Source organism: Mesorhizobium sp. M7A.F.Ca.US.010.02.1.1 (assembly GCF_004023085.1).
Lineage (GTDB): Bacteria > Pseudomonadota > Alphaproteobacteria > Rhizobiales > Rhizobiaceae > Mesorhizobium.
Window position 1 is genome coordinate 102,395 of the sequence record NZ_RZRV01000011.1, and the last position, 23,774, is coordinate 126,168.

A 23,774-nucleotide genomic window follows, 5' to 3' on the forward strand; every position below is an offset into this window, starting at 1 on the left:
ATTGGTCTTATGACGGGCATTCCTTATTGCCTCACCGGCTCACCCTCCTAGTTTGTTCGCAGGACACATCTGAGAAGATGGTTCGAAGACGCATCTGGGAGGATGGAATGGACACGACCGGGGAGAGGGCGGGCGGCTGGCTCGACCGCTCACGCACCGTCGCCGAACCTGGCTTCAGCAGGTGGATGGTGCCGCCAGCGGCGCTCTGCATACACCTTTGCATCGGCCAGGCCTATGCGTTCAGCGTTTTCAACCTGCCGATGTCGAAGTTGGTCGGCATCACCGACTCGGCGCCCGACGACTGGAAGCTGACCGGCCTTGGCTGGATTTTCTCGATCGCGATCCTGTTCCTGGGCATTGCGGCGGCGTTCGGCGGCGGCTGGCTGGATCGTGTCGGGCCGCGCAAAGCCATGGTCGCTTCTGCCTGCTGTTTCGGTGGCGGCTTCATTGTCTCGGCGCTCGGCGTCTATCTGCACCAGTTGTGGATCATCTATCTCGGCTACGGCGTGCTGGGCGGCATCGGTCTCGGCCTCGGCTACATCTCGCCGGTCAAGACGCTGATCACCTGGTTTCCGGACCGGCCGGGCATGGCAACCGGCATGGCGATCATGGGCTTCGGCGGCGGCGCCTTCATCGCCTCGCCGCTGTCGGTTTATCTGATGAAGCTGTTTTCGACGCCTGAGCATATCGGCGTCGCTGAAACCTTCCTCGTGCTGGGCATCGTCTATTTCGTCTTCATGCTGATTGGGGCTGTTATCGTCAGGGTGCCGCCGGAGGGCTGGCGGCCCGCCGGATGGGCGCCGCCAGCGGCACAGAATGCGATGGTGACGACGTCCAATGTCCATCTCGACGATGCGTTGAAGACGCCGCAGTTCTGGCTGCTATGGGGTGTGCTGTGCCTCAACGTGACGGCAGGCATCGGCGTGCTCGGGCAAGCCTCGGCCATGAGCCAGGAGATGTTCCCGGGACGCATCTCGCCGGCCGCTGCCGCCGGTTTCGTCGGCCTGTTGTCGATCTTTAACATGCTCGGCCGCTTCTTCTGGGCCTCGACCAGCGATTATATCGGCCGCAAGACAACCTATGCCATCTTCTTCGCGCTGGGCGTCGTCCTCTATGCGGCGGTGCCTTGGACCGGCCAGACCGGCAGCGTCTTCCTGTTCGTGCTGTTCTACGGGATCATCCTCAGCATGTATGGCGGCGGCTTCGCCACCATTCCCGCCTACCTGCGCGACGTCTTCGGCGTGCGTTACGTCGGCGCCATCCACGGCCGATTGCTGACCGCGTGGTCGGTGGCGGGCGTGCTTGGCCCGGTGCTGGTGAATTATATCAGGCAGTACCAGATCGACAGCGGCGTGGCGAAGGCCGACGCCTACACGGTCACCATGTACATCATGGCCGGCCTGCTGGTCATCGGCCTCCTGCTCAACCTGATGATGCGGCCGATCAATGCGCGCTTCCACATGAAGACCGAACCAGCGGTGGCTTAGAGCCAGTTCCATCCCGATAGAATCGGGATGGGCTCTATCGTATTGTTTGAGCATGATCTTTTCCGAAACCGGAGCCCAATTTCGGGATCATGCTCTGAGGAGACCGACCATGGCGCAAGACAACGGCAATTCGATCAAACTGACGCTGGCCTGGCTGCTGGTCGGCATCCCGTTGGTCTGGGGGTTCTGGATGACGCTGGTGAGTGCGACAGCCTTGTTCCAGTAGCCCTGTCTTCAGTTCGATCCGCCTGGCCTCAGACGGAGGTTCGTCTGATGTAATAGCGGACCGCTTTCTTGCCGCCATGGATGACGGCGTCGCCGGCCTCAGTGAAGCCAAGGGCGGCGTGAAAGGCATCCGAGGCGGGGTTCGGCGGGTCGGTGTTGACTTCGCAGGTGACCAGATTGTAGCCGGCGCGCTCAACATGGCCGAACAGATCCTGATAGAGGCGGCGGGCATGGCCGCGGCCGCGCGCATGCGCCGCCACGACGACGCGGTCGACATAGACGAACCGCTCATAGCGCTCGCGGAACCACAGGAAATTCGGGCTGTCGTAGCGGGCGTCCTGGTCGAAGGTCATGATGAAGGCTTCGAGATTGCCGATGCGGCGCGCATAGAATGCTTCGCCAAGCAGGAAGGACAGCCGCTCAGCCTCCAGCCACGACAGTTCGGCGGCATGCTCGTTGTTGAGCGCCAGGATCGCCGCTTCGTCTGCGGCCGCTACACGGGCTATCGGGACAGGGGTCGAGGTCATGCCTTCGCCGCCGCGATCGTTGCCGCCACCAGTGGTGTGTCGGTGAGCGTGTTACGATACTCGCGATCGAGATCGGAGCCACCCATGCCGACATGGGGATTGCGGTAGTCCATGGCACTCGGCACATCCTTGAGGGCGGCAAAATGCATTTCGGACAGGCCGGTCTTGCTGCGCACTTCGGCAATGTTGTGCAAATCCAGGCCGCCGCAGCCGAGAATGACGATGCGGTCACCGGCCTGCCGCACCAGATCCGCCAACAGCGGCAAGCCTTCGACGGCAGTGTCACGCTGGCCGCTGGTCAGCACGCGGCCGACCTTGCTGCGGATCAGCGATTCGAGCGCCTCGGCCGGATCGCGCGTCATGTCGAAGGCGCGATGGCAGGTGACGTTCAAGGGGCCAGCGGCTTGTGTCAGTTCGCTCATGCGCGCCTCATCCATGGTGCCATCGGCGTTCAGGCAGCCAAACACCACGCCGGGCACGCCGAGTTCGCGCAGTGCCGAGACATCGGCCAGCATCGAGGCGTATTCGGTCTCACTGTAGAGAAAATCGCCGCCGCGCGGCCGCACCATGACGTGAAACGGCACGCTTGCCTGCTCGATGGCGGCGCGGACCGTGCCGAGGCTCGGCGTGATGCCGCCTTCGATGAGGCTGGCGCATAATTCGACCCGGTCGGCGCCAGCGGCTTGCGCCGCGAGCAGGCCGTCAATGCCTTCGACACAGATTTCGATCAGCGGCAGGCGGAGAGCTTTGGTCAAGGGGCGATCCAGTCCATGATTTCCCGGCCAGCCCTAGCACCGGGCCGGCTGCTGCGAAAGCGCGAACAGCCTTCCGCCTTCGGGCACAGACTTCGCGGTTATTGGCGCAATTCCGTATTCTTGGCGCCTTGCTCGACCTGATCGATCACCAGAAGCTTCACCTCGACATCACCGATATTGGTGGCCTGATGCCACTGGCCGATCATTTCGATGATGAAATCGCCAGCCTTGTAGGTGTTGCTGATGCCGGTCTCGACATTGGTGACCTTCAGCGTGCCGGCCTGGACATAGGCGTAGCGCGGAAAGGGGTGCCTGTGGACCGGCAAGGTCGCGCCCGACGCGATGTCGTAGCTCGAGACCAGCACCTGCACGTTCTTCTGCGGCAGCGTGATCGGCTGGCCGGACGCGGTCGTCGTGCGCGACGCAAGAGGGGTCACGACGACAGGCGTGCCGCTGCTGTCCAGCGCGTGGGCCGGGTTCGCGGAAAAGGCCACCGCGAGCAGCAGTCCGGACATCAAAATTTTTCGCATGATTCGCTCCACCCCGCCGCCAACATCGCGCAGTGACCGCCAGCACGCAAGGCAGCGCCTTGGGCACCCGCTTCAGCGGACCTCGTACGGTGTGGCGGAATTCCCCGCCGAAGAGCATGGCTCGCTGGATCTGCCTGCCGGCCAGAAAATTTTTTACGCCCCTCTTGACGGAAAAAAACACGATTACCAGATCGTTTTCCGTCGAGGCTTCGGCTCGACATATTGGCGTCGCAGCGGCGCTGCGACAGCCTCGTAACCCATGTTGCTTCACGGAGGATATGGCTATGAGAAGCTTTGATTATACCCCTCTTTACCGCACAACGGTCGGCTTCGACCGTCTCTTCGATATGCTCGAGAAAAGCGGGCGCTCCGACTGGCCTCCCTACAATATCGAGAAGATTGGCGAGAACGACTATCGCATTACGATGGCTATCGCCGGCTTCGCTCTCGATGAAGTCGAACTCATACAGAACGGCCCCGAATTGTCTGTCATCGGCCAAAGGAAACCCGACCAGGAAAATCGGGAGGTCCTTCATCGCGGCTTGGCGACGAGCAACTTCAAGCAGGTGTTCAAACTTGCCGATCACGTAAAGGTCAAGGCGGCCAACCTCGAGAATGGCTTGCTGTCGGTGGACCTGATCCGCGAAGTGCCCAAGGAACTCAAGCCTCGGCGCATTGAGATAGGGTCCGAAGCCAAGGCGGTTTCGCTCGAGCAACCCGGCAAGAAGCAGTTGATCGATTCCGATGCGGAGCCTCAGCGCGAGGTCGCCTGATTCCCTGGAACCTAGATCTACGGTCCGCCTCCCGGTTCGGCCGGGAGGCACAGCTCGCGGAGAATGGAGATGAGAACCGAAGCTTACAGTTTTTACCAACCCGAACCGAAAAATCTTGCCGCGGAATCCGCTGAGTTGCGGACGCCAGATGACGTCCTGAACGAGGAGACGATGACAATCGGCGCAAAGCGGGCTTTGCTCGCTTTCTGGGCTTCCGACGTTCATGCGGTTCCTGACAATCCCGCGTTGCGGCAATTGGACAACGGCGCCATCGTGGAAGTCAGCGACATACTTCGCGCCCTCCACCTCCTGGACGAATCCGGGCGGGAACCGCGTATTTCAAAGATGCCGGGCACCGTCAGCCCGTCTTTCGACCGGCGCCGCAGGAAGAGCCGCCTCGGTTGGATGCGGCACCCCTGGCGAGATGACGACGATGATCCGCCGCCAATCCCGGCCATTGCAACGGTACCGCCTGGGCGTGGAGGTGGCGGCATGTTGGCCGAGCCGGAGCATGCAATCGCATGATGACCCGAACCAGCAACAACCCACCGTGCCGAATGGAGGATTACATGAGTGACAGGACGTTCGACCAACCGGTCCTGGTCAAGAATGGCGAGTTCATTCAAGAAATAGGGTGCCTCGACGACGCCTTTGACTTCTTTGACGAGTGGCCAAGGGAAAGGCGGGGTCCGATTTTCGAAACGGCCTTTCGAGCCTGCCAGCGTGCTTACGACGGCCAGGTTCCGCTGACGGTGGCGCGCGATGCCGTCGCCGGCTTCGCAAGATCCGTCAAGATCCTGCAGGACCCGCTTGCTCAGTTCCCTTGGATGGACACAAGGTCAGGTCGCGGTGGGATTACCGCTTAGCCTTGATAAAAGGGGCGGCGCTACCAGGACGGCTGGGCCTGCATCGTCGTTTTCACATCGCTGCAAGGTGAGCTGCCCTACCAGTTCACCTTGTAGCGGGGCGGCTCGATCTTTTGTTCGAACTCCCTGGTGCGGTTTTTGGCGACTGGCTAGGTCAGCCTCGCAACAGTCAACGCTAATATAATGTTCGAAGCGTCGCCACAGGAGGTTCAATGGTTTCCGCTATCGTAAGTCAACATCCGCATGTCCCGGAAAAACAAACGGCAGTGGGGAAGCCGCAAACCGGGGAAGGATTTTCGCCGGGCCGCAGCGCGGACGCCGTGGGACATCTGGCCAAAATCATGGTTGCCGCAGGCGGCGATATGGATGCTGGCGCGCAAGGCCGCGCGGCATCCAAGATCGCCAGGATGGACATCACGGTTCTGGCCGCACCACCCGTAGAAACACCAACAGAGTAAAATATGCTCGTTCGGGCGCCTCCGCGCCGTCATCAGCGGCATGCGCGGCTCTCGCAGATTACGCCACGGCTCTCAGCGGAGGCTCCGCCATCGTCCCCAGGCCGTCGCATTCCGCGCAGGCGCCCGTCTTTCCAGGGCAGCCACCCCGATGGGTTCCCTGCGGGCAGCAGTGCCCGTTTGACGCATACCACTTGGAGCAGTCGAAAACCCTGCCGCTGCCATGACAGCGCGGGCATTCCATATTCGATGAAATCATACTAATTCTTGCCCAACCCAAACGCACTCGCCCTACGTCGCAAGTAACAGGAATCATTGTGCTTTCAAGCACATTGCCCTGACTTAAATTGGGGGGATCGACGGATGGCCGGCATCGATGGCGAGCTATTGTTGCGCCGTAATTACGTTCCTCGTGAAGACCTTGCTCGCCACAAGCCGCGTTGGACATTGGCCGGCAACAATAGGTTGCGCCGCCTTGTCCCGTTCGTTCTCAATGGTGACGGCGACTGCGTCGCCGGGCTTCGCGTCGGCGGCCTGTGTGGCCGTGGACGCGAAGAGGACCGTCTGGGTGATGAGAGCCGAAAACGCGGCAACCTGGACCAGCACGGCGGCGAGGGCGATCTTCTTCAGCATGCGAGAAAACGCTCTTCGATGTTCCCGGTTCCCCACGCATTCAGGTTTTCTGCTCGCTACGGAACAAGAGACCGGCAGGGCGGTTAACTCGATTATGCCGAGCAAGATCAAAGAGCCACCATCGAAGCCCGCACCGGAGAAGATACCTGTGCAACGCCGGGACAAAGAAGTCCCGCCAGAGCTTAAGCATGTCGACCCGCCACCGCGAGATGTGCGAGAGGCACCGGCACCCAACCCGAACGGCGACAAGAGATGAGATCGCCGAGATCGAAGCAAGGCCTTATGCCTGCTCCCGCGAACCGTCCCGATGCCGCGGCGTCATCGACGGCGCTGGACAGCGGGGCCAGGTCAAGTTGAGAATCAACCTGCTGACCGCGATTTTGCAGACATGCCATAGATCAGCCCCTATGGGCGACCTGACCGTCTCAAGGCTTTGAAAAGATTGGCTCCCCGGGCCGGATTCGAACCAGCGACCAACCGGTTAACAGCCGGTTGCTCTACCACTGAGCTACCGGGGAACGGATGCTCTTATGTGAGTGGCGCAGCCTATAGCTGCCCTTTTCGGCTTTGCAAAGAAGCTTTTCACATTTTTCCGAGGCTTTTTCGCGCAGGCGTTTCTCGCAATCGTCGAAGGAAGCCCTCATATTAGCCGTCTTGGCGGGGATATGGAACCGAAAGCGCGGCGGCTGCTTTGGTTCAAGCATGCTTGCGAACAATCAAACGGGTCAATCTTTCGAGACGATGACAGCACAAGACAACCAGATGCCGGCGCGGAAAATCTCCGTTTTCGGGCGCGAGTTCAAAATGCCGCGCTCGCGCGGGCTCAGAATCACGATCGGCATCCTGCTGACCGTTGGCGGCGTCCTCGGTTTCCTGCCGATCCTCGGCTTCTGGATGGTTCCGCTCGGATTGCTGGTGCTGTCCTATGAATTCGCCATGGTTCGCCGTCACCGGCGTCGCTTTGTCGTCTGGTGGGAACGGCGTCGCCGGCCCGATTGACCGCCGATAGCGCAAGGCGGGTGTTCAGCGGGCGGCGTGCTCTTCCAGCGCCTCACGGATCTGCTTGAGAATCGCCGCGGCCGAGGCAAGCCTTGCCCTGTCATGCGGCGACAGGCTGTCCGCACCTTCGATGGACAGACGGTCGATTGCGTAATGCAGAGGCTCTCCGCATTGTGGCAGGGACAGGCCGGACGAGGCACTTGTATTTGCTGCCACTGTCCGGTGCATGGCTCTTCCTCCTGCCATGTCCAACGCACGGCCGCCGATGAGTTTCTTCTCCGGGCAGGCTATGCTTAATTGTCCGCTAATGGAGCGGTCAGGCCCGATCCGACGATTTGCCGGGTGCCGTCCGGACTGACGCGAGGAAACCGTTCGGAATGCACGGTGGCCGCTTGACGTCATTTTCGCCGCAACCTATTGGAACCGGGTGGAACGCCGGGAGCAATGAGGCCTCGTGGCGGAGTGGTTACGCAGAGGACTGCAAATCCTTGCACCCCGGTTCGATTCCGGGCGAGGCCTCCAATGCCCGGGCCCCCGCGCGGCAGCGCAGGGGCCTGAAGTTCCTGACACAATGGACCGCGGTTCTGGCGCGGCAAGCGGATTGGTTGGGACATGAGCGCTGATTTCTCCGAACTACGCGTCAAGATGGTCGACGGCCAGGTCCGCACCACCGATGTGACCAGCGCGCCGCTGCTCGATGCAATGCTTGTCGTCCCAAGAGAGATGTTTGTCGGCGCCGCCCAGCGCGATCTGGCCTATATCGACGAGGACATCCGCATTGCCGCCGGCGCGGACGGCGCGCGCTACCTGATGGAAGCATCGCCGTTGGCCAAGCTTATCCAGCTGGCGGAGATCAACCCGACCGATTCGGCGCTCGATGTCGGTTGCGGAACCGGCTACGCCTCGGCCATCCTGTCGCGACTGGCCAGGTCCGTGGTGGCGCTCGAAAGTGATTCGGCGCTGGCGGAAACCGCCAGATCGACGCTTTCGTCGCTGGGCTGCGGCAATGTGACCGTCGTCCAGGGCGCGTTGCCGCAGGGGCATGCCGCTAAGGCGCCTTATAACGTCATCTTCGTCGGTGGCAGCGTCGCGGAAGTGCCGGTGGCGCTGCTGGACCAACTCGCCGAAGGCGGCCGCCTTGTCGCCGTCGAAGGGCAGGGCAATTCCGGCGTGGCCCGTCTCTTTTTCAAAGCCGGGGGGGTTGTAACCGGAAGACGTGCATTTAATGCGGCAATTAAGCCACTACCGGGGTTTGAACGCATTCGTGCTTTCGAATTCTGAATGATTTGGCCTTGCAGGAGAGGCTGTGTCATGATCGCTTGCATTTGAACGATCGCTGCGGATCCCAGACTGGGGGCACTTTGGGGTGAGCAGCAGGGAACATCGAACACGCGGCGCCGGCTGATCTATGAGAGAAGCAGGCGCGGCGCGGTTCCCATGGAAAACGAATGAGGGTTTAACCGTGCCGTCTTTACGCAAGTCACTTTTCACCGCCGTCCTCGTTTCGGCGACCATGCTGTCCCCACTGGCGGCTTCAGCCGAAAGCATCTCCGGCGCGCTTGCAAAGGCCTATCAGTACAATTCTTCGCTGAATGCATCCCGCGCCGGCGTTCGTGTCACCGACGAGGGTGTCGCCATCGCCAAGTCGGGCTACCGCCCGATTGTCACCGGCTCGGCGGATATTGATTATTCGAGCAGCCATCTCAATGGCACCAATTCAAGCGTGAGGCTGACCACCGGAAATTTTGGCGTCCAGATAAACCAGATGCTGTTCGATGGCTTTCAGACCAGGAACAATGTCGCTGCCGCCGAAGCGCAGGTCCGCGCTTCCGTCGAAAGCCTGCGCAACACCGAAGAGGGTATCCTGTTCAGCGCGGCCCAAGCCTATATGAACGTGATTCGCGACCGGCAGGTCGCCGTGCTGACTGAGCAGAACCTTCAGTTCCTGACCGAAACGGCGCGCGCGGCGCGTTCGCGTTTCGAAGTTGGCGAAGGCACGCGCACCGATGTCGCCCAGGCCGATGCTTCGCGGGCCGCCGCCGTGGCATCGCTGAGTGCCGCCCGGGCGCAGGCGCTGGCAAGTGCGGCGATCTACCGCCAGATCGTCGGCGACGAGCCGGGCAAGCTCAAGGGCGCTTCGCCGGTGGCAAAGCTGTTGCCGTCGAGCCTCGCCGCCGCCGTCGGGGTGGCCTCGAACGAGCATCCGGCCATCCTTGCCACGCAGCATCTGGTCGACGCGGCCGCGTTTTCGGTGAAGTCGGCCGAAGGCGCGCTGTTGCCGCAGCTGTCGGCTTCCGCCGGCGTTTCGAGCGCCTATCGCAATACCTCGCCTTTGCCGGGCGTCGGTTCGCAGGATGGCACGACCAATTCGGCCAGTGTCGGGGCAACGCTGACCATCCCGATCTATTCGGGTGGCCGCACCTCGGCGATCGTGCGCCAGGACAAGGAATCGCTCAGCCAGGCCCGCATCCAGGTCGACGTCAGCCGCGACCAGGTGCGCCAGGCCGTCACCGCCGCCTGGACCGAGTACACCGCCGCGCAGCAGCAGCTGACGGCCAACAGGCAGGTGATCGAGGCCGCGAAGCTGGCACTGAACGGTGTCATCGAAGAGCGCAATGTCGGCCAGCGCACCACGCTCGACGTCCTCAACGCGCAGGCGACGGTCATCACCGCCCAGATCAACCAGGCCGGTTACGAACATGATGTGGTGGTGGCGAGCTACGCCATCCTGCAGGCGACCGGCCGTCTGTCCGTCGACCGCCTTGGCTTGCAGGTAGCGAAATACAAGCCTGAAGAGCATTACAACGCGGTCAAGGACAAGTGGTACGGCCTGCGCACGCCGGACGGCCGCTGAAGCGTTCGGCCAGGACTGGCCGTGCTCCTCGTTTGAGCAGGATCTTTCGTACTGCGCTCTCGGGTTCAGATCGCGCTAATCTGTTGAAATCCCACAAGTCCCCAGATTGGGGATTCTCGTGCGGCGATCCGTCGGTTACGCTGTCGCCATGATTCGATCCGGCTCTGCCGGATCGGAAAACCCAACAGGGGTCACAAGGGCGGCGGATGTGACGATGGCAACGGCAAGCAGCGCACAGCGCGAACCTTCCATGGAAGAGATACTGGCTTCCATCAGGCGGATCATCGAGGACAGCGACGGCGGCCGCAAGCAGCCGGGCGACGCCGATGAGTTGAGCCAGGATCTGGAGCGCGCGTCGAGCGCCTATGCAGCCCCCGACGTGGAAGCATTCCGTGCCGACCTGCATGCCGCCCCCGACGGCAGGAAGCCGGTCACGCTGGCGGAAGTCCAGGCACAGTTGCCGGCGGCCGAGCCGGTGGCCGCACGCATGGAAACGCCGGTGCGCCCCGATCCCGGCCCGGCAAAGCCATCGATGACACTTGCCGAGGTCAGCGCCCGCGTCGCCGCCGAGCCAATCACGGTTGAAGCGCCGGGATCGCGTCCTGTCGCCGACGCTTCCATCGCCGATTGGCGTCGCGAGATCGCCGCGGTCGGTGAGCAGGCGAGGGCGGTGTCGGACCGGAGCGAAGCCCCCAAGACCGCTGCCCAGCCGTCCGTGGAGACTCCAAGTGACGAACCGACCGCGAAAGCAGCCGTCGAGCCGTCTCGTCCGGATGCAAGCGTGGTGCGACCGGTGGCGGCCAGCGACGCGCCGCGTCCGGCGATCGTTTCCGAGCACACCGGCCGGCAGGTCGCGGCTGCCTTTGGCGAGCTTTCCGACGCGTTTGCCAGCCGCAGCAAGAAGACATTCGACGAAATGGCCGAAGAGATGCTGCGGCCGATGCTGCAGGATTGGCTCGACAACAATCTGCCGACACTGGTCGAAAGGCTGGTGCGCGAGGAGATCGAGCGCGTGGCGCGCGGGGCGCAGTAGTTCCCCATGCCGATCACCAAAGGAAGCGGCGCCCTCGTGGCGCCGTTTCCTTTGGTGAGGTCAGCTTGTTGGCAGGACGACGGATCGCTTTCCGTTGAAATGACCAAGGCCGCGCCTATCTGGTTGTGAGGGTCCGAGACAGCCCTTGCGGTTGACTTGGTCAAAGCCTTCCGATTTACAGCGGACCAGCAAAACTCCCGACAGCGCGGACCATTTTCCCATGCTTGAAAAGACCTACGACGCCAAAACCGTCGAGCCGAAGATCGCCAAAGTCTGGGAAGAGGCCGACGCGTTTCGCGCCGGTGCCGGGGCCGAGGAGGGGGCGGAAGCCTTCACCATCGTCATCCCGCCGCCGAACGTCACCGGCTCGCTGCATATGGGACACGCGCTCAACAACACGCTGCAGGATATACTGGTGCGCTTCGAGCGCATGCGCGGCAAGAATGTCCTGTGGCAGCCGGGCATGGACCATGCCGGTATCGCCACGCAGATGGTGGTCGAGCGGCAGCTGATGGAAAAGCAGATCCATCGCCGCGACCTGACCCGCGAGCAGTTCATCGAGAAAGTGTGGGAGTGGAAGGCCGAATCCGGCGGCGCGATCTTCAACCAGTTAAAGCGGCTCGGCGCCTCGGCCGATTGGTCACGCGAACGCTTCACCATGGACGAAGGCCTGTCCAAGGCCGTGCTCGAAGTGTTCGTCACGCTCTACAAGGAAGGGCTGATCTACAAGGATAAGCGCCTTGTGAACTGGGATCCCAAGCTGCTCACCGCGATCTCCGATCTCGAGGTCGAGCAGCAGGAGGTCAACGGCAATCTCTGGCACTTCCGCTACCCCGTAGAGGGCCAGGTCTTCGACCCGGAAAACCCAACAACCTTCATCACCGTGGCGACGACGCGCCCGGAGACGATGCTGGGCGATACGGCCGTCGCCGTGCACCCTGACGACGAGCGCTTCCGGCATCTGGTCGGCAAGAACATCGTCCTGCCGATCGTCGGTCGCAGGATTCCTGTGGTGGCGGACGAGTACTCCGATCCGGAAAAGGGTTCGGGCGCGGTCAAGATCACGCCCGCGCACGATTTCAATGACTTCGAGGTCGGCAAGCGCCACAAGCTGCCGGCGATCAGCATCCTGACCACGGAGGCGGCGGTAAGTCTCAGGGATAATGAGGATTTCCTTGCCGGCCTCGAGGTGACGCCGGAGCGCCAAATTGTCTGGGACGAACTCGACGGCCTCGACCGCTTCGTCGCGCGCAAGAAGATCGTCGAGCTGATGGAAGAGGGCGGCTTCCTCGAAAAGGTCGAGCCGCATCGCCACGCCGTCCCGCATGGCGATCGCGGGGGCGTGCCGATCGAGCCGTTCCTGACCGAGCAATGGTATGCCAATGCGGCGGAACTGGCCAAGCCAGCGATCGCTTCGGTGCGCGAGGGGCGCACCAAGATCATACCCGGGAATTGGGAAAAGACTTATTTCCAGTGGATGGAAAATATCGAACCCTGGTGCATCTCACGCCAACTGTGGTGGGGTCATCAGATCCCGGCATGGTACGGGCCGGATGGGCGCGTCTTCGTCGAGAAGACCGAGGAAGAGGCGCTCGGCGCCGCGATCGAATACTACCTGGCTCTGGAAGGACCCTGGAAGGGCTGGGTCGAGGACAAGTTGGAGAATTTCCAGCCGGGCGAGATCCTGACCCGCGACGAGGATGTACTCGACACCTGGTTTTCGTCGGCGCTGTGGCCGTTCTCGACATTGGGATGGCCTGATGAGACGCCGGAGCTGAAGACCTACTACCAGACCGACGTGCTGGTGACCGGCTTCGACCTCATCTTCTTCTGGGTTGCCCGTATGATGATGATGGGCCTGCACTTCATGGACGAGGAGCCGTTCCACACCGTCTACATGCACGCGTTGGTGCGCGACAAGAACGGGCAGAAGATGTCGAAGTCGAAAGGCAACGTCGTCGACCCCCTCGACCTGATCGACGAATACGGGGCCGATGCGCTGCGCTTCACCCTGACGGTGATGGCGGCGCAAGGCCGCGACGTGAAGCTCGACCCGGCGCGCATCGCCGGCTATCGCAATTTCGGCACCAAGCTGTGGAACGCCACGCGCTTCGCCGAAATGAACGAGGTCGCGCGCAATGACGAGTTCTGGCTGAATGACGCGAAGCTGGCGGTCAACCGCTGGATCCTGACCGAACTGACGCGCGCGGCGCGCGAAATCACGGACGGCATCACCTCATACCGCTTCAACGAGGCGGCGGGTGCCGCCTACCGCTTCGTCTGGAACCTGTTCTGCGACTGGTATCTGGAATTGCTGAAGCCGGTGTTCATGGGCGCCGACGAGGCGGCCAAGGCCGAAAGCCGCGCCTGCGTCGCCTTCGTACTCGACGAGATCTACAAGCTGCTGCACCCGATGATGCCGTTCATGACCGAGGAACTGTGGGCGCAGACCGCTGGCGAAGGCAAGCAACGCCTCTCGCTGCTGTGTCATGCGGCATGGCCGTCACCGGATTTCGAAGACGCCGAGGCCGCAGCGGACATCAATTGGCTGGTCGAACTCGTCTCCGGCATTCGCTCCGTGCGTTCGGAGATGAACGTGCCGCCGGCAGCCATTGCACCGCTCGTCGTGGTCGGCGCCAATAATGTGACACGCGAGCGCCTCGTTCGCGAGGATTCGGCGATCAAGCGGCTGGCGCGGGTCGGCGACATCTCGCTTGCCGATGTCGCGCCCAAGGGCTCGGCGCAGATCGTGCTCAATGAGGCGACGGTCTGCCTGCCGCTTGGCAGCCTGATCGACCTCGCCGCCGAGGCGGCACGGCTGCAGAAGGAACTGGCCAAGGTGACCGAGGAGATCGCGCGCCTGCACAAGAAACTGTCGAACGAAAGGTTCGTCGCCAGCGCGCCGGCCGAGATCGTCGATGCCGAGCGTGAAAAGCTCGCCGAATACCGCGATGCGCAGGGCAAGCTGTCAGTCGCGTTGGCCAGGGTTCGCGACGCCGGCTAAGGATAGATTCGCGAGACTTTAGCCCTCTCTAAACTGCTGGTTTTCCGCCTCGAAAATCAGCATGCCGTTGCGTTAATTTTGACGTAAACGGAAGTTTTAGCCCCATTGTTGCCATAATGTAACAATGGGGCTCCCGGACCGCAAAAAACGCTGTTTTCGAACCTTTTTGGATGGGTTTCCTCTGTTTTTTGGAAGCAGATCCGCCATCACGGACCGTTTTCGGCCTTGCCGCATCCGGTTACATTTCCTCGAAAATGCGCCTGGCGAATGTGTACATGTACGCTCTTGAATTCGTTGTTGCACCGTTAACCCGAATTGGTTCTAGCTTGATGCACTCGAATTCGGGGAGGACATTTCATGACTATTCTGCGACTGAAAGCGCTGCTTGGGGCGGGCTGCTTTTCGCTGGCTTTGATCGGGACGGCGATGAACCCGGCACATGCCGGCGGCCTGGAGCGTGCTGGCTACGATATCGACCTGTTGTTTGATCCGGCTCCGTTCGCGACCGAAGCGGAAGCGACCTATGTGATGCCGGACCGCAAGTACAAGAATGCGCGCGGCCCGGGCGGAGCCGATCTCGGTTTGGGCACCTCGGCCGACGGAGCCGAGGGCTATTGGGTTCCACGCATTGGAGCCAAGGTCCAGGTCGTGCAAGGCGTGGATTGCATGGTCGATTATTCGCAGCCCTGGGGTGCACATACCGCGCCGGGAAATGCGTGGAACGGCGCGTTTTCGAATATCGAAACCGACATCAAGAGCGACAACTACGCGGCTACCTGCTCCTACAAGATGGACGCCGGCAAAGGCCAGCTTCGGTTCATAGGCGGTGTTTTCTACCAGAAGATCTATGGCTTCAAGGAGAACTACACAGATATTGGCTTCGGCACGATGGTCGGTCGTGTCGATCTGGAGGCCGATGGCTGGGGCTGGCGTGCGGGCGTCGCTTATGAAATTCCAGATATCGCGCTGCGCGCCAGCCTTGTCTACAATTCGCAAGTGAAGCTCGACAATATCTCTGGTACTCTGAACATCGGCGGCGTCGTCTCTGTACCGATTTATGGTGCGACGGAGTCAATGCCGGATTCGCTCGAATTGAAACTGCAGTCGGGCATCGCACCTGGCTGGCTCGCTTTCGGTTCGATCAAGTGGGTCAATTGGAGCGTCCTGCAAAGCGTTCCGATCTGTGCCCAGGGTACACCCTCCTCATTCTGCGTCACGAATGGTCTGGGCCAACTAACTTCACTCGACCTGATGTATCGTGATGGCTGGACTGTCACGGGCGGTATCGGTCACAAGTTCAATGATCAGTGGAGTGCCGCTGGGCAGCTTTCCTGGGATCGTGGCACGTCGCATGGCTATGGTGCACAGACCGATACCTGGACGCTGGGTGGTGGCGTTGCCTATACGCCCAGGCCGAATATCGAGGTTCGTCTGGCAGGTGCGGTCGGTGTGCTGACCAGCGGCCATTCAGGGGAGTTGGCTGGCGAGAACGGCTATATCGCGGGCACCGATGACAGCTATGACTTCGGCAACGATCTGGTCACGGCAATTTCCGGCGGTATCAAGATCAAGTTCTAAGCAACTGAAAATTCTAAGCAAAAGGCCGGGCGTTGCTCGGCCTTTTTCGTTTGAGCCGGCATCGCCCGTGCGCCCCGTATCCAAGCTGCGTTGCATATTAGCCGCACCTCTTTCGCCCCGTGCGATTGTGACGTTTTGGCAACACTTTCTGAACAACCCCTGCGCTGGAAGCCGGGCTGAGGAAATTGCCCATTTCCCGCCATAAACCCGGCGCACCTCGATCTTGTCTCGGGACACGCGCCAAAAGGCTCGGCGAGGGGGCAGGCCGCTCCGCCCCATTTGCAGGGAAGATGGGGCAAGGAAGAGTATGGACGCCAAAGTCATCTCCAAGGCTAAGCTCCCCAGCCGCCATGTGACAGTCGGTCCGGCGCGTGCGCCGCATCGTTCCTATCTCTATGCGATGGGTTTGTCGGCGGCCGAGATCGCGCAGCCGCTGGTCGGGGTCGCCTCCTGCTGGAACGAGGCGGCGCCCTGCAACATCTCGCTGATGCGCCAGGCGCAGGTGGTCAAGAAGGGGGTCGCTGCCGCCAGCGGCACGCCGCGCGAATTCTGCACCATCACCGTCACCGACGGCATCGCCATGGGTCACCAGGGCATGAAGTCGTCGCTGGTGTCGCGCGAGGTCATCGCCGATTCGGTCGAACTCACCATGCGCGGCCATTGCTACGACGCGCTGGTCGGGCTGGCCGGCTGCGACAAGTCGCTGCCCGGCATGATGATGGCCATGGTGCGGCTCAACGTGCCGTCGATCTTCATCTATGGCGGTTCGATCCTGCCCGGCAGCTATCGCGGCCGCCAGATCACCGTGCAGGATGTTTTCGAGGCGGTCGGCCAGCACTCGGTCGGCACGATCAGCGACGACGAACTGCTTGAGATCGAGCAGGTCGCGTGTCCCTCGGCCGGTTCCTGCGGCGCCCAGTTCACCGCCAACACCATGGCCACCGTCGCCGAGGCGATCGGCCTGGCGCTGCCCTACTCCTGCGGCGCGCCTGCCCCTTACGAAATGCGCGACCGGTTCAATTTCGCCTCCGGCGAAAAGATCATGGAGCTGATCGCCAGAAATATCCGGCCGCGCGACATCGTCACGCTGAAGGCGCTGGAGAATGCGGCGACCGTGGTCTCGGCCACCGGCGGTTCGACCAACGCGGCACTGCATCTGCCGGCGATCGCCCACGAGGCCGGCATCAAGTTCGACCTGTTCGACGTGGCCAAGATCTTCGAGAAGACGCCTTACATCGCCGACCTCAAGCCGGGCGGCAAATATGTCGCCAAGGACATGTTCGAGGCCGGCGGCATTCCGCTGCTGATGAAGACGCTGCTCGACCACGGCTATCTGCATGGCGACTGCATGACCGTGACTGGCCGCACTTTGGCCGAAAACATGCAGCACGTTGTCTGGAATGAGCATCAGGACGTGGTCCGCCCGGCCAACACACCCATTACCCAAACCGGCGGTGTCGTGGGCTTGAAGGGAAACCTTGCCCCCGAAGGCGCGATCGTGAAGGTCGCGGGCATGGCGGAGTTGAAGTTCTCCGGCCCGGCACGCTGCTTCGATTCGGAAGAGGAATGTTTCGAGGCGGTGACGCATCGCAACTACAGGGAAGGCGAGGTTCTCGTCATCCGCTACGAAGGGCCGCGCGGCGGCCCCGGCATGCGCGAGATGCTGTCGACGACGGCAGCGCTGTACGGCCAGGGCATGGGCGGCAAGGTGGCGCTGATCACCGACGGGCGCTTCTCGGGCGCGACGCGCGGTTTCTGCATCGGCCATGTCGGCCCCGAGGCAGCCGTGGGCGGCCCGATCGGACTGCTCAGGGATGGTGACGTGATCTCGATCGACGCGGTGAACGGCATGATCGACGTGGCGTTGTCCGATGGCGAACTAGCGGCGAGGGCAAAGACGTGGAAGGCGCGCGCGACCGATTATCAGTCGGGCGCGATATGGAAATATGCACAGACGGTAGGGCCGGCGCGCGATGGCGCGGTGACCCATCCAGGCGGTGCGAAAGAAACACACTGTTATGCGGACATCTGAGTTGTTGAAGTCAACACCAGAGTTGTTGAGGTCGTCTGTCTTTTCGGCACTGGTCGTGATCGCCACTTTTGGCGCGACCTTTGGCGCCGTGGGCCAGGCCATGGCCTTCGACGACAAGGTGTTCGACGACAAGACCGGGGTGAAGCCGCAATCCAGCCCATGGGCGGTCTTCCAGTTCGGCTTCTCCGCCTACAAGAACGGCCACAAGGAACAGGCTGCCGAGGCCTACAAATACGCCGCCGAAAACGGCCAGATCGGCGCCACCTGGAAGCTTGCCCGCATGTATGCCGAGGGCGACGGCGTGGCGCGTGACGACTACGAGGCGTTCAAGTTCTTCTCCGAGATCGTCGATCAGGACGTCGAGCCCGGCTCGCCTGAGGAAAGCTATGTCTCCGACGCGCTGGTGGCGCTTGGCGACTATTTGCGCACGGGCATTCCCGGCAGCCCGGTCGCCGAGAACGAGGTGGCGGCCCAGGAATATTACATGCGCGCCGCCGCCAACTACCGCAATCCGAACGCGCAGTTCGAAATGGGGCAGATGTTCCTGAAGGGCGAGGGCGGCGTGAAGGCCAGCGTCAAGCAGGCCGGGCGCTGGTTCCAACTCGCCGCCGAGAAAGGCCATGCCGGCGCACAGGCGACACTGGGCCATTTGTTGTTCCAGAGCGGCAAGATCGTTCGTGGCCTGGCGATGATGACGGCAGCGCTCGAACGCGCTTCGCCGGCTGACCAGCCCTGGATCCGCGGCATGCAGGAAGAGGCATTTGCCACCGCCGGCGAGGCCGACCGCCGCACCGCCATCTCGCTGGCCGATGATATCCTCACCAAGGGCAACAACGCGGATCAGTAATCTCGCGGCCGCGTCAGCTTCACCAGCAGCACTCGATTTTCGATCGTGATCAGTTCTCGATCGGCTCCGTCGGCACCATGCTGGGCGCCGGCGTCGAGATCGGCGTGACATGGGGTTGTGGCGCCAGCGTGTTTTCCGGGCAGCTATCCCCGATCTTCGTCCACGATGTGTTGTTGAGCACCATGTCGCAGCGAGCCAGATGGCTCCGGTCGGCAAGCGTCAGGCAGGCGACCTGGCCAAGCTGGTAGGATTTTCCATTGGCCAGGCATTCCTGGTCGGCAAATGCCGCACCGGGAGCGGCCATGGCAAATGCCAGGCCGATCGGACAAAGATGAAATCGTGTGCTCATGGAACCCCAGCCGCCATGCTGGCCCGCAATGAGCGGCGCGAAATGTGGCGATATGAGGTCCAGCGCAGACGTGCCCGGCGAGGGTTCTCTCAGGCCGGCTGAAGTGCGAGATCGATCGCCACCGGCACGTGATCGGACGGTTTTTCCCAGGCGCGCACGTGCTTTTCGATCGACGCGGAAGAAAACCGGTTGGCGGCTTCCGGCGACAAGAGCAGGTGGTCGATGCGGATGCCGTTGTTCTTCTGCCACGCGCCGGCTTGATAGTCCCAGAATGTGTAGGTGTCGGGTGCGTCGGTGACCGCGCGCACCGCCTCGGTGAAACCAAGGTTGAGCAGCCGCCGGAAGGATTGTCGCGTCTGCGGCTGGAACAGCGCGTCGCCCAGCCAGTTCTCCGGAAACCGCGCGTCGATCCGCTCGGGAATCACGTTGTAGTCGCCGGCGAGCACCAGAGCCTCCTCCAGTCTCAGCCGTTCTTCGGCCCAGCGCTCCAGCCGCGCCATCCAGGACAGCTTGTAAGGAAACTTCTTCTCGTCATCGATCGGATTGCCGTTCGGCAGATAGAGCGAGGCGACGCGCAGCGCGCCCTTGTCAGTCGAGAAAACCCCTTCGATGAAACGCGCCTGTTCATCGGCATCGTCGCCGGGCAGGCCTCGGATCACCTCGTCGAAGCGCAGCTTCGACAGCAGGGCGACGCCGTTGAAACCCTTTTGGCCGTGGGTTTCGACATTGTAGCCAAGCGCCTCGATCTCGGCGCGCGGGAATTGCTCGTCGACCGACTTGATCTCCTGCAGGCAGACGATGTCGGGTGCGCTCTCGGTCAGCCAATGGGTGAGGTTGCCAATGCGGGCGCGGACACCGTTGATGTTCCAGGTGACGATTTTCATGGCGGTCTCGATGCTGTTCAGTTGGATTCTTGCGGCGGATGGCGTTCGACGAGGCCAATCGTATTGCCAGCCGGGTCCTTTAGGAAGGCCATCCATTCGCTTTCCCCCGCTGGACCGAACTGGCCCTCTGTGTCGCGATGGACAAGTGTTGGCGGCGCGGTGAAGGGTACGCCTGCCGCGACCGCAGAGGCATGGAAGTCATCGAGGCCCGATATGTCGAGATAGACGGTTCCGGCCGGTATGCCGTCGGTGAACAGCAGCCTGATATCGCCGGCCATGATGAAGGCGATGCCCGGCGGGTCGAAGCGCGCATGAACCGCCATGCCGAGCACGTCGCGCCAGAAAGCCAGCGTGGCGTCGAGATCACGGCCAGCCGACAGCGCGATCTGACGGACCGCACCGATAGCAGGCATTCTATATGGAGAAACTCGTGCCGCAGCCGCAGGAGGCGACGGCGTTCGGATTGCGGATCTGGAACGACTGGCCCATCAGATCGTCGACGAAATCGATCACAGAGCCGCCCATATAGACCAGCGACAGATCGTCGATCAGCACGGTGGCACCGTCCTTCTCGATGGCGACGTCGTCGTCATTGCGCGTATCGACCAGATCGAACTTGTAGGAGAAGCCCGAGCAGCCGCCGCCTTCGACCGACACGCGCAGCGCCGTCTTGCCGGCCTCGTTCGAGACAATCCTGGCGATCCGCTTGGCGGCGGCCTCGGTCATATCGACTTTCATGGCAGTCTTGGCATCAGCGCCCATGGGCGTCACCTTGCTTTCGGTTTCACATGATAGGTATGAAGCGCGAGGGGCCAAGTCAACCTGGCTAAGTCAAACGCGGCAGCATCAGCCATGACCAATGAGTTGGGCGACATCGGATTTGGCTATCGGCCGCGCGCCGCCTATGCCTGCGACCCGGCAAAGTCGCGCGGACGGCTGTTCGACGAGGTGGAAAGCCCGACCCGCACGCCATTCCAGCGTGACCGTGACCGCATCATCCATTCGACGGCCTTCCGGCGCCTGAAGCACAAGACGCAGGTCTTCATCGCGCATGAAGGCGACCACTATCGCACCCGGCTGACCCATTCGATCGAAGTGGCGCAGATCGCGCGCGCCCTGGCACGGGCGCTGCGCGGCGACGAGGATCTCGCTGAGGCGGTGGCGCTGGTGCATGATTTCGGCCACACGCCCTTCGGCCACACCGGCGAGGACGCGCTGAACGAAAAGATGGCCACCTGGGGCGGCTTTGACCACAACGCGCAATCGCTGCGCATCGTGACGAGGCTGGAGGCGCGCTACGCCGAGTTCGATGGGCTCAACCTGACCTGGGAAACGCTGGAAGGCCTGGTCAAGCACAATGGACCGCTGACGGACGCCAACGGCAAGGGTCTGAAAGGGCCGGTGCCGCAGGCGATCCGTGATTACTCTGAACTGCACGATCTCGAACTCGACCGGTTCGCCGGCATCGAGGCGCAATGCGCGGCGATCGCCGACGATATAGCCTACAACACGCATGACATCGATGACGGCTTGAGGGCAGGGCTACTGACGCTGGACATGCTGGAGACGGTTTCGCTGCCGGGAACGATCCTGAAAGGCGTTCGCTCACGCTATCCCTCCCTCGATGATGTGCGCACCGGCCACGAGCTGATGCGGCGGCAGATAACCGCCATGGTCGAGGACGTGATCAAGTCGACGACCGCCAATCTCGATCGCATCAAGCCGCGGAGCGCCGATGCAGTGAGGGCAGCTGGCGAGACGATGGTAGTTTTCTCGGCCGAAATGGCTGCCTTGGAGAAAGAACTGAAGGCCTTCCTGTACAAGCACCTCTACCGGCACGCGGAGGTTATGCGGGTGCGCGCGGACGCCGAGCAGATCGTCAAAAATCTGTTCGACGCCTATTTCGCCGATCCGCGCGCCATGCCGGACGGCTGGCGCGAGGGGCTGGATCGGGCCGACGACCGCATCAAGGCGCGCAGCGTCGCCGACTTCCTGGCGGGTATGACCGACACCTACGCGCTCAAGGAACACCGGCGTTTGTTTGACCATACGCCTGAATTGGGCTAGGGCGGGCTCGATTTTGCCGGCCAACGAGCCGGATTCGCTGCAAAGCCGCCAGAGCCAGACCCCAGAGTCACACAAATGAACATCTTCGCCGATTTCACCGCGCGAATCATAAAAGCCGTCGAAGCGCTTGATCTGAAAGACAAAGACGGCGTTTCGCCTGACCTGTCGCGCATTGCCGTCGAGCCGCCGCGCGACGCCAGCCACGGCGACCTGGCGACCAATGCGGCGATGGTGCTGGCCAAGCCGACCGGCCAGAACCCGCGCGCGCTGGCCGAAAGACTGGCGCAGGCGCTGCGTGACGACAAGGATGTCGCGGCGACGGAAGTGGCAGGGCCCGGTTTCGTCAATCTCAGGCTCAAGGACGGCTTCTGGCAGACACATCTGACCGCACTGCTCGGCGAGGGCCGCAACTATGGCCGCTCGACGGTTGGCGGCGGCAGGAAGACCAATGTCGAATATGTCTCGGCCAATCCGACCGGGCCGATGCATGTCGGCCATTGCCGGGGTGCTGTCGTCGGCGACGCGCTTGCCAATCTGATGGCCTTCGCCGGCTACGATGTGACCAAGGAATATGTCATCAACGATGCCGGCTCGCAGATCGACGTGCTCGGCCGTTCCGCATTCCTGCGCTACCGCGAAGCGCTGGGCGACGATATCGGCGAAATACCCGCCGGTCTCTATCCCGGCGATTACCTGGTGCCTGTCGGCCAGGCGCTGGTCGCGGAATTCGGCCGCTCGCTTCTGCAGATGCCGGATGACGAGGCGCTCGCCATCGTCAAGGATCGCACCATCGATGCGATGATGGCGATGATCCGCGAGGACCTGGCGATGCTCAACGTGCATCACGACGTGTTCTTCTCCGAGCGCACGCTGCATGCCGACAATGCCAGGAAGATCCGCTCGGCGATCAACGATTTGACGCTGAAGGGCCATATCTACAAGGGCAAGCTGCCGCCGCCCAAGGGCGAGAAACCCGACGATTGGGAGGACCGCGAGCAGACGCTGTTCCGCTCGACCGCGGTCGGCGACGACATGGACCGGGCGCTGGTCAAGTCCGATGGCTCGTTCACCTATTTCGCCGCCGACGTCGCCTATCTCAAGGACAAGGTCGATCGCGGCTTCGTCGACCTGATCTATGTGCTCGGCGCCGACCATGGCGGCTACGTAAAGCGGCTGGAGGCCTTGGCGCGGGCGATTGCCGGCGACGAGGTGAAGCTCACTGTCCTGCTGTGCAATCTGGTCAAGCTGTTTCGCGAGGGCGAACCGGTGCGTATGTCGAAGCGGTCGGGCGATTTCGTGACGCTGCGCGAAGTGGTGGAGGAGGTCGGCCGCGACGCGATCCGCTTCATGATGCTCTACCGCAAGAACGATGCGCCGCTGGATTTCGATTTCGTCAAGGTGACCGAGCAGTCCAAGGACAATCCGGTGTTCTATGTCCAGTACGCCTCGGCGCGCTGTCATTCGGTGTTCCGGCAGGCGAGCGAGCAACTGGGCGAAGCCAATTTCGACCGCAACAGCCTGGCGTCGGCCGCGGCATTGCTGACCGATGAGGGCGAGATCGGCCTGATCCGCAAGCTCGCCGAATACCCGCGGCTGATCGAGTCCGCCGCCCTTGCGCTCGAGCCGCATCGGCTGGCATTTTACCTCTATGATCTGGCTTCCAGCTTCCACGGACACTGGAACCGTGGCACGGATAATCCGGACTTACGTTTTGTTAAGGTTAACGACCGACAATTGACGCATGCCAGACTAGGGCTGGTGCAGGCTGTTTCGGACATTTTGACGTCCGGCCTGACGTTGATCGGGGCCGCCGCGCCCACCGAAATGCGTTAGGTTTGACTAAATAACCTGTCACCTTTTGCCCACATTGCGCTGG

At 62.1% G+C, this 23,774-nt stretch carries 24 protein-coding genes and 2 tRNA genes; 16 read left to right on the forward strand and 10 right to left on the reverse strand.

Annotated features, from left to right (window positions below; genetic code table 11):
• Nucleotides 1–107 precede the first annotated feature (107 nt).
• Nucleotides 108–1,487 carry an OFA family MFS transporter gene (locus EOA19_RS14545; RefSeq protein ID WP_128303999.1) on the forward strand — a complete coding sequence of 460 codons (1,380 nt, stop codon included), beginning with the start codon at nt 108–110 and terminating at the stop codon, nt 1,485–1,487.
• A gap of 254 nt (nt 1,488–1,741) precedes the next feature.
• On the opposite strand, the gene EOA19_RS14555 is transcribed toward EOA19_RS14545, so the two are convergent.
• The 3 genes from EOA19_RS14555 to EOA19_RS14565 all read right to left on the reverse strand — a co-directional run bounded on the left by EOA19_RS14555 (nt 1,742) and on the right by EOA19_RS14565 (nt 3,524).
• Complete coding sequence (locus tag EOA19_RS14555; RefSeq protein WP_128304001.1) at nt 1,742–2,239, reverse strand: GNAT family N-acetyltransferase; 498 nt, start codon at nt 2,237–2,239, stop codon at nt 1,742–1,744.
• On the reverse strand, nt 2,236–2,994 hold the full coding sequence (locus tag EOA19_RS14560) for a copper homeostasis protein CutC (protein WP_023812215.1): 759 nt from the start codon (nt 2,992–2,994) through the stop codon (nt 2,236–2,238). The genes EOA19_RS14555 and EOA19_RS14560 overlap by 4 nt, the downstream gene beginning before the upstream one ends.
• A 98-nt stretch (nt 2,995–3,092) precedes the next feature.
• A complete protein-coding gene (locus EOA19_RS14565; RefSeq protein WP_023812214.1) occupies nt 3,093–3,524 on the reverse strand; it encodes a cupin domain-containing protein in 432 nt (143 codons plus the stop codon).
• Nucleotides 3,525–3,808: 284 nt separating this feature from the next.
• Here EOA19_RS14565 and EOA19_RS14570 point away from each other — a divergent pair, with 284 nt between their 5' ends.
• The 4 genes from EOA19_RS14570 (at nt 3,809) to EOA19_RS14585 (ending at nt 5,621) form a co-directional block, all read left to right on the forward strand.
• On the forward strand, nt 3,809–4,297 hold the full coding sequence (locus EOA19_RS14570; protein WP_023812212.1) for an Hsp20 family protein: 489 nt from the start codon (nt 3,809–3,811) through the stop codon (nt 4,295–4,297).
• A gap of 69 nt (nt 4,298–4,366) precedes the next feature.
• Entirely contained in the window at nt 4,367–4,822 is a 456-nt protein-coding gene (locus EOA19_RS14575; RefSeq protein ID WP_023812211.1) for a hypothetical protein, read from the forward strand.
• A 44-nt stretch (nt 4,823–4,866) separates the two neighbouring features.
• Nucleotides 4,867–5,163 carry a DUF982 domain-containing protein gene (locus EOA19_RS14580; RefSeq protein WP_023812210.1) on the forward strand — a complete coding sequence of 99 codons (297 nt, stop codon included), beginning with the start codon at nt 4,867–4,869 and terminating at the stop codon, nt 5,161–5,163.
• A gap of 212 nt (nt 5,164–5,375) precedes the next feature.
• Nucleotides 5,376–5,621, forward strand: a complete 246-nt coding sequence (locus EOA19_RS14585; protein WP_023812209.1) for a hypothetical protein — start codon at nt 5,376–5,378, stop codon at nt 5,619–5,621.
• Between the two features lie 381 nt (nt 5,622–6,002).
• On the opposite strand, the gene EOA19_RS14590 is transcribed toward EOA19_RS14585, so the two are convergent.
• Nucleotides 6,003–6,251 carry a hypothetical protein gene (locus EOA19_RS14590; protein WP_023812208.1) on the reverse strand — a complete coding sequence of 83 codons (249 nt, stop codon included), beginning with the start codon at nt 6,249–6,251 and terminating at the stop codon, nt 6,003–6,005.
• A 443-nt stretch (nt 6,252–6,694) separates the two neighbouring features.
• A tRNA-Asn gene (locus tag EOA19_RS14595) sits at nt 6,695–6,769 on the reverse strand.
• Nucleotides 6,770–6,992: 223 nt separating this feature from the next.
• Here EOA19_RS14595 and EOA19_RS14605 point away from each other — a divergent pair.
• Nucleotides 6,993–7,250: a hypothetical protein gene (locus EOA19_RS14605; RefSeq protein ID WP_023812207.1), complete on the forward strand. Its 258-nt coding sequence runs from the start codon at nt 6,993–6,995 to the stop codon at nt 7,248–7,250.
• A gap of 24 nt (nt 7,251–7,274) precedes the next feature.
• Here EOA19_RS14605 and EOA19_RS14610 read toward each other — a convergent pair whose 3' ends face one another.
• A complete protein-coding gene (locus EOA19_RS14610) occupies nt 7,275–7,478 on the reverse strand; it encodes a hypothetical protein (RefSeq protein ID WP_128304002.1) in 204 nt (67 codons plus the stop codon).
• A gap of 220 nt (nt 7,479–7,698) precedes the next feature.
• Between EOA19_RS14610 and EOA19_RS14615 the strand changes: the two genes are divergently transcribed.
• The 8 genes from EOA19_RS14615 (at nt 7,699) to EOA19_RS14650 (ending at nt 18,598) form a co-directional block, all read left to right on the forward strand.
• A tRNA-Cys gene (locus EOA19_RS14615) sits at nt 7,699–7,772 on the forward strand.
• Between the two features lie 90 nt (nt 7,773–7,862).
• Entirely contained in the window at nt 7,863–8,531 is a 669-nt protein-coding gene (locus EOA19_RS14620) for a protein-L-isoaspartate O-methyltransferase (protein ID WP_023812205.1), read from the forward strand.
• A 181-nt stretch (nt 8,532–8,712) separates the two neighbouring features.
• A complete protein-coding gene (locus tag EOA19_RS14625) occupies nt 8,713–10,104 on the forward strand; it encodes a TolC family outer membrane protein (RefSeq protein WP_023812204.1) in 1,392 nt (463 codons plus the stop codon).
• A gap of 214 nt (nt 10,105–10,318) precedes the next feature.
• The gene (locus EOA19_RS14630; protein WP_128304003.1) at nt 10,319–11,137 is read left to right on the forward strand and encodes a PopZ family protein; all 819 of its coding nucleotides are present in this window, start codon (nt 10,319–10,321) and stop codon (nt 11,135–11,137) included.
• A gap of 220 nt (nt 11,138–11,357) precedes the next feature.
• Nucleotides 11,358–14,141, forward strand: a complete 2,784-nt coding sequence (locus tag EOA19_RS14635; RefSeq protein ID WP_128304004.1) for a valine--tRNA ligase — start codon at nt 11,358–11,360, stop codon at nt 14,139–14,141.
• A gap of 357 nt (nt 14,142–14,498) precedes the next feature.
• Nucleotides 14,499–15,719 carry an OmpP1/FadL family transporter gene (locus tag EOA19_RS14640; RefSeq protein WP_128304005.1) on the forward strand — a complete coding sequence of 407 codons (1,221 nt, stop codon included), beginning with the start codon at nt 14,499–14,501 and terminating at the stop codon, nt 15,717–15,719.
• A gap of 307 nt (nt 15,720–16,026) precedes the next feature.
• Nucleotides 16,027–17,751 carry a dihydroxy-acid dehydratase gene (gene ilvD, locus EOA19_RS14645; protein ID WP_128304006.1) on the forward strand — a complete coding sequence of 575 codons (1,725 nt, stop codon included), beginning with the start codon at nt 16,027–16,029 and terminating at the stop codon, nt 17,749–17,751.
• Nucleotides 17,738–18,598: a tetratricopeptide repeat protein gene (locus EOA19_RS14650; protein WP_031213511.1), complete on the forward strand. Its 861-nt coding sequence runs from the start codon at nt 17,738–17,740 to the stop codon at nt 18,596–18,598. The genes ilvD and EOA19_RS14650 overlap by 14 nt, the downstream gene beginning before the upstream one ends.
• 49 nt (nt 18,599–18,647) lie before the next feature.
• Here EOA19_RS14650 and EOA19_RS14655 read toward each other — a convergent pair whose 3' ends face one another.
• From EOA19_RS14655 to erpA, 4 genes are all read right to left on the reverse strand, one after another.
• Entirely contained in the window at nt 18,648–18,947 is a 300-nt protein-coding gene (locus EOA19_RS14655; RefSeq protein WP_023812198.1) for a hypothetical protein, read from the reverse strand.
• A gap of 89 nt (nt 18,948–19,036) precedes the next feature.
• Nucleotides 19,037–19,831, reverse strand: a complete 795-nt coding sequence (gene xth / locus EOA19_RS14660; RefSeq protein ID WP_023812197.1) for an exodeoxyribonuclease III — start codon at nt 19,829–19,831, stop codon at nt 19,037–19,039.
• Nucleotides 19,832–19,848: 17 nt separating this feature from the next.
• Nucleotides 19,849–20,244 (reverse strand): VOC family protein, encoded by a 396-nt coding sequence (locus EOA19_RS14665; RefSeq protein WP_128304007.1) that lies wholly within the window; start codon nt 20,242–20,244, stop codon nt 19,849–19,851.
• 1 nt (nt 20,245) lies between these two features.
• The gene (gene erpA, locus EOA19_RS14670) at nt 20,246–20,593 is read right to left on the reverse strand and encodes an iron-sulfur cluster insertion protein ErpA (protein ID WP_013531288.1); all 348 of its coding nucleotides are present in this window, start codon (nt 20,591–20,593) and stop codon (nt 20,246–20,248) included.
• Between the two features lie 90 nt (nt 20,594–20,683).
• On the opposite strand from erpA, the gene EOA19_RS14675 reads away from it, so the two are divergent.
• A complete protein-coding gene (locus tag EOA19_RS14675; protein ID WP_023812194.1) occupies nt 20,684–21,898 on the forward strand; it encodes a deoxyguanosinetriphosphate triphosphohydrolase in 1,215 nt (404 codons plus the stop codon).
• Between the two features lie 75 nt (nt 21,899–21,973).
• Nucleotides 21,974–23,731 (forward strand): arginine--tRNA ligase, encoded by a 1,758-nt coding sequence (argS, locus tag EOA19_RS14680; RefSeq protein WP_128304008.1) that lies wholly within the window; start codon nt 21,974–21,976, stop codon nt 23,729–23,731.
• The last annotated feature ends 43 nt before the right edge of the window (nt 23,732–23,774 follow it).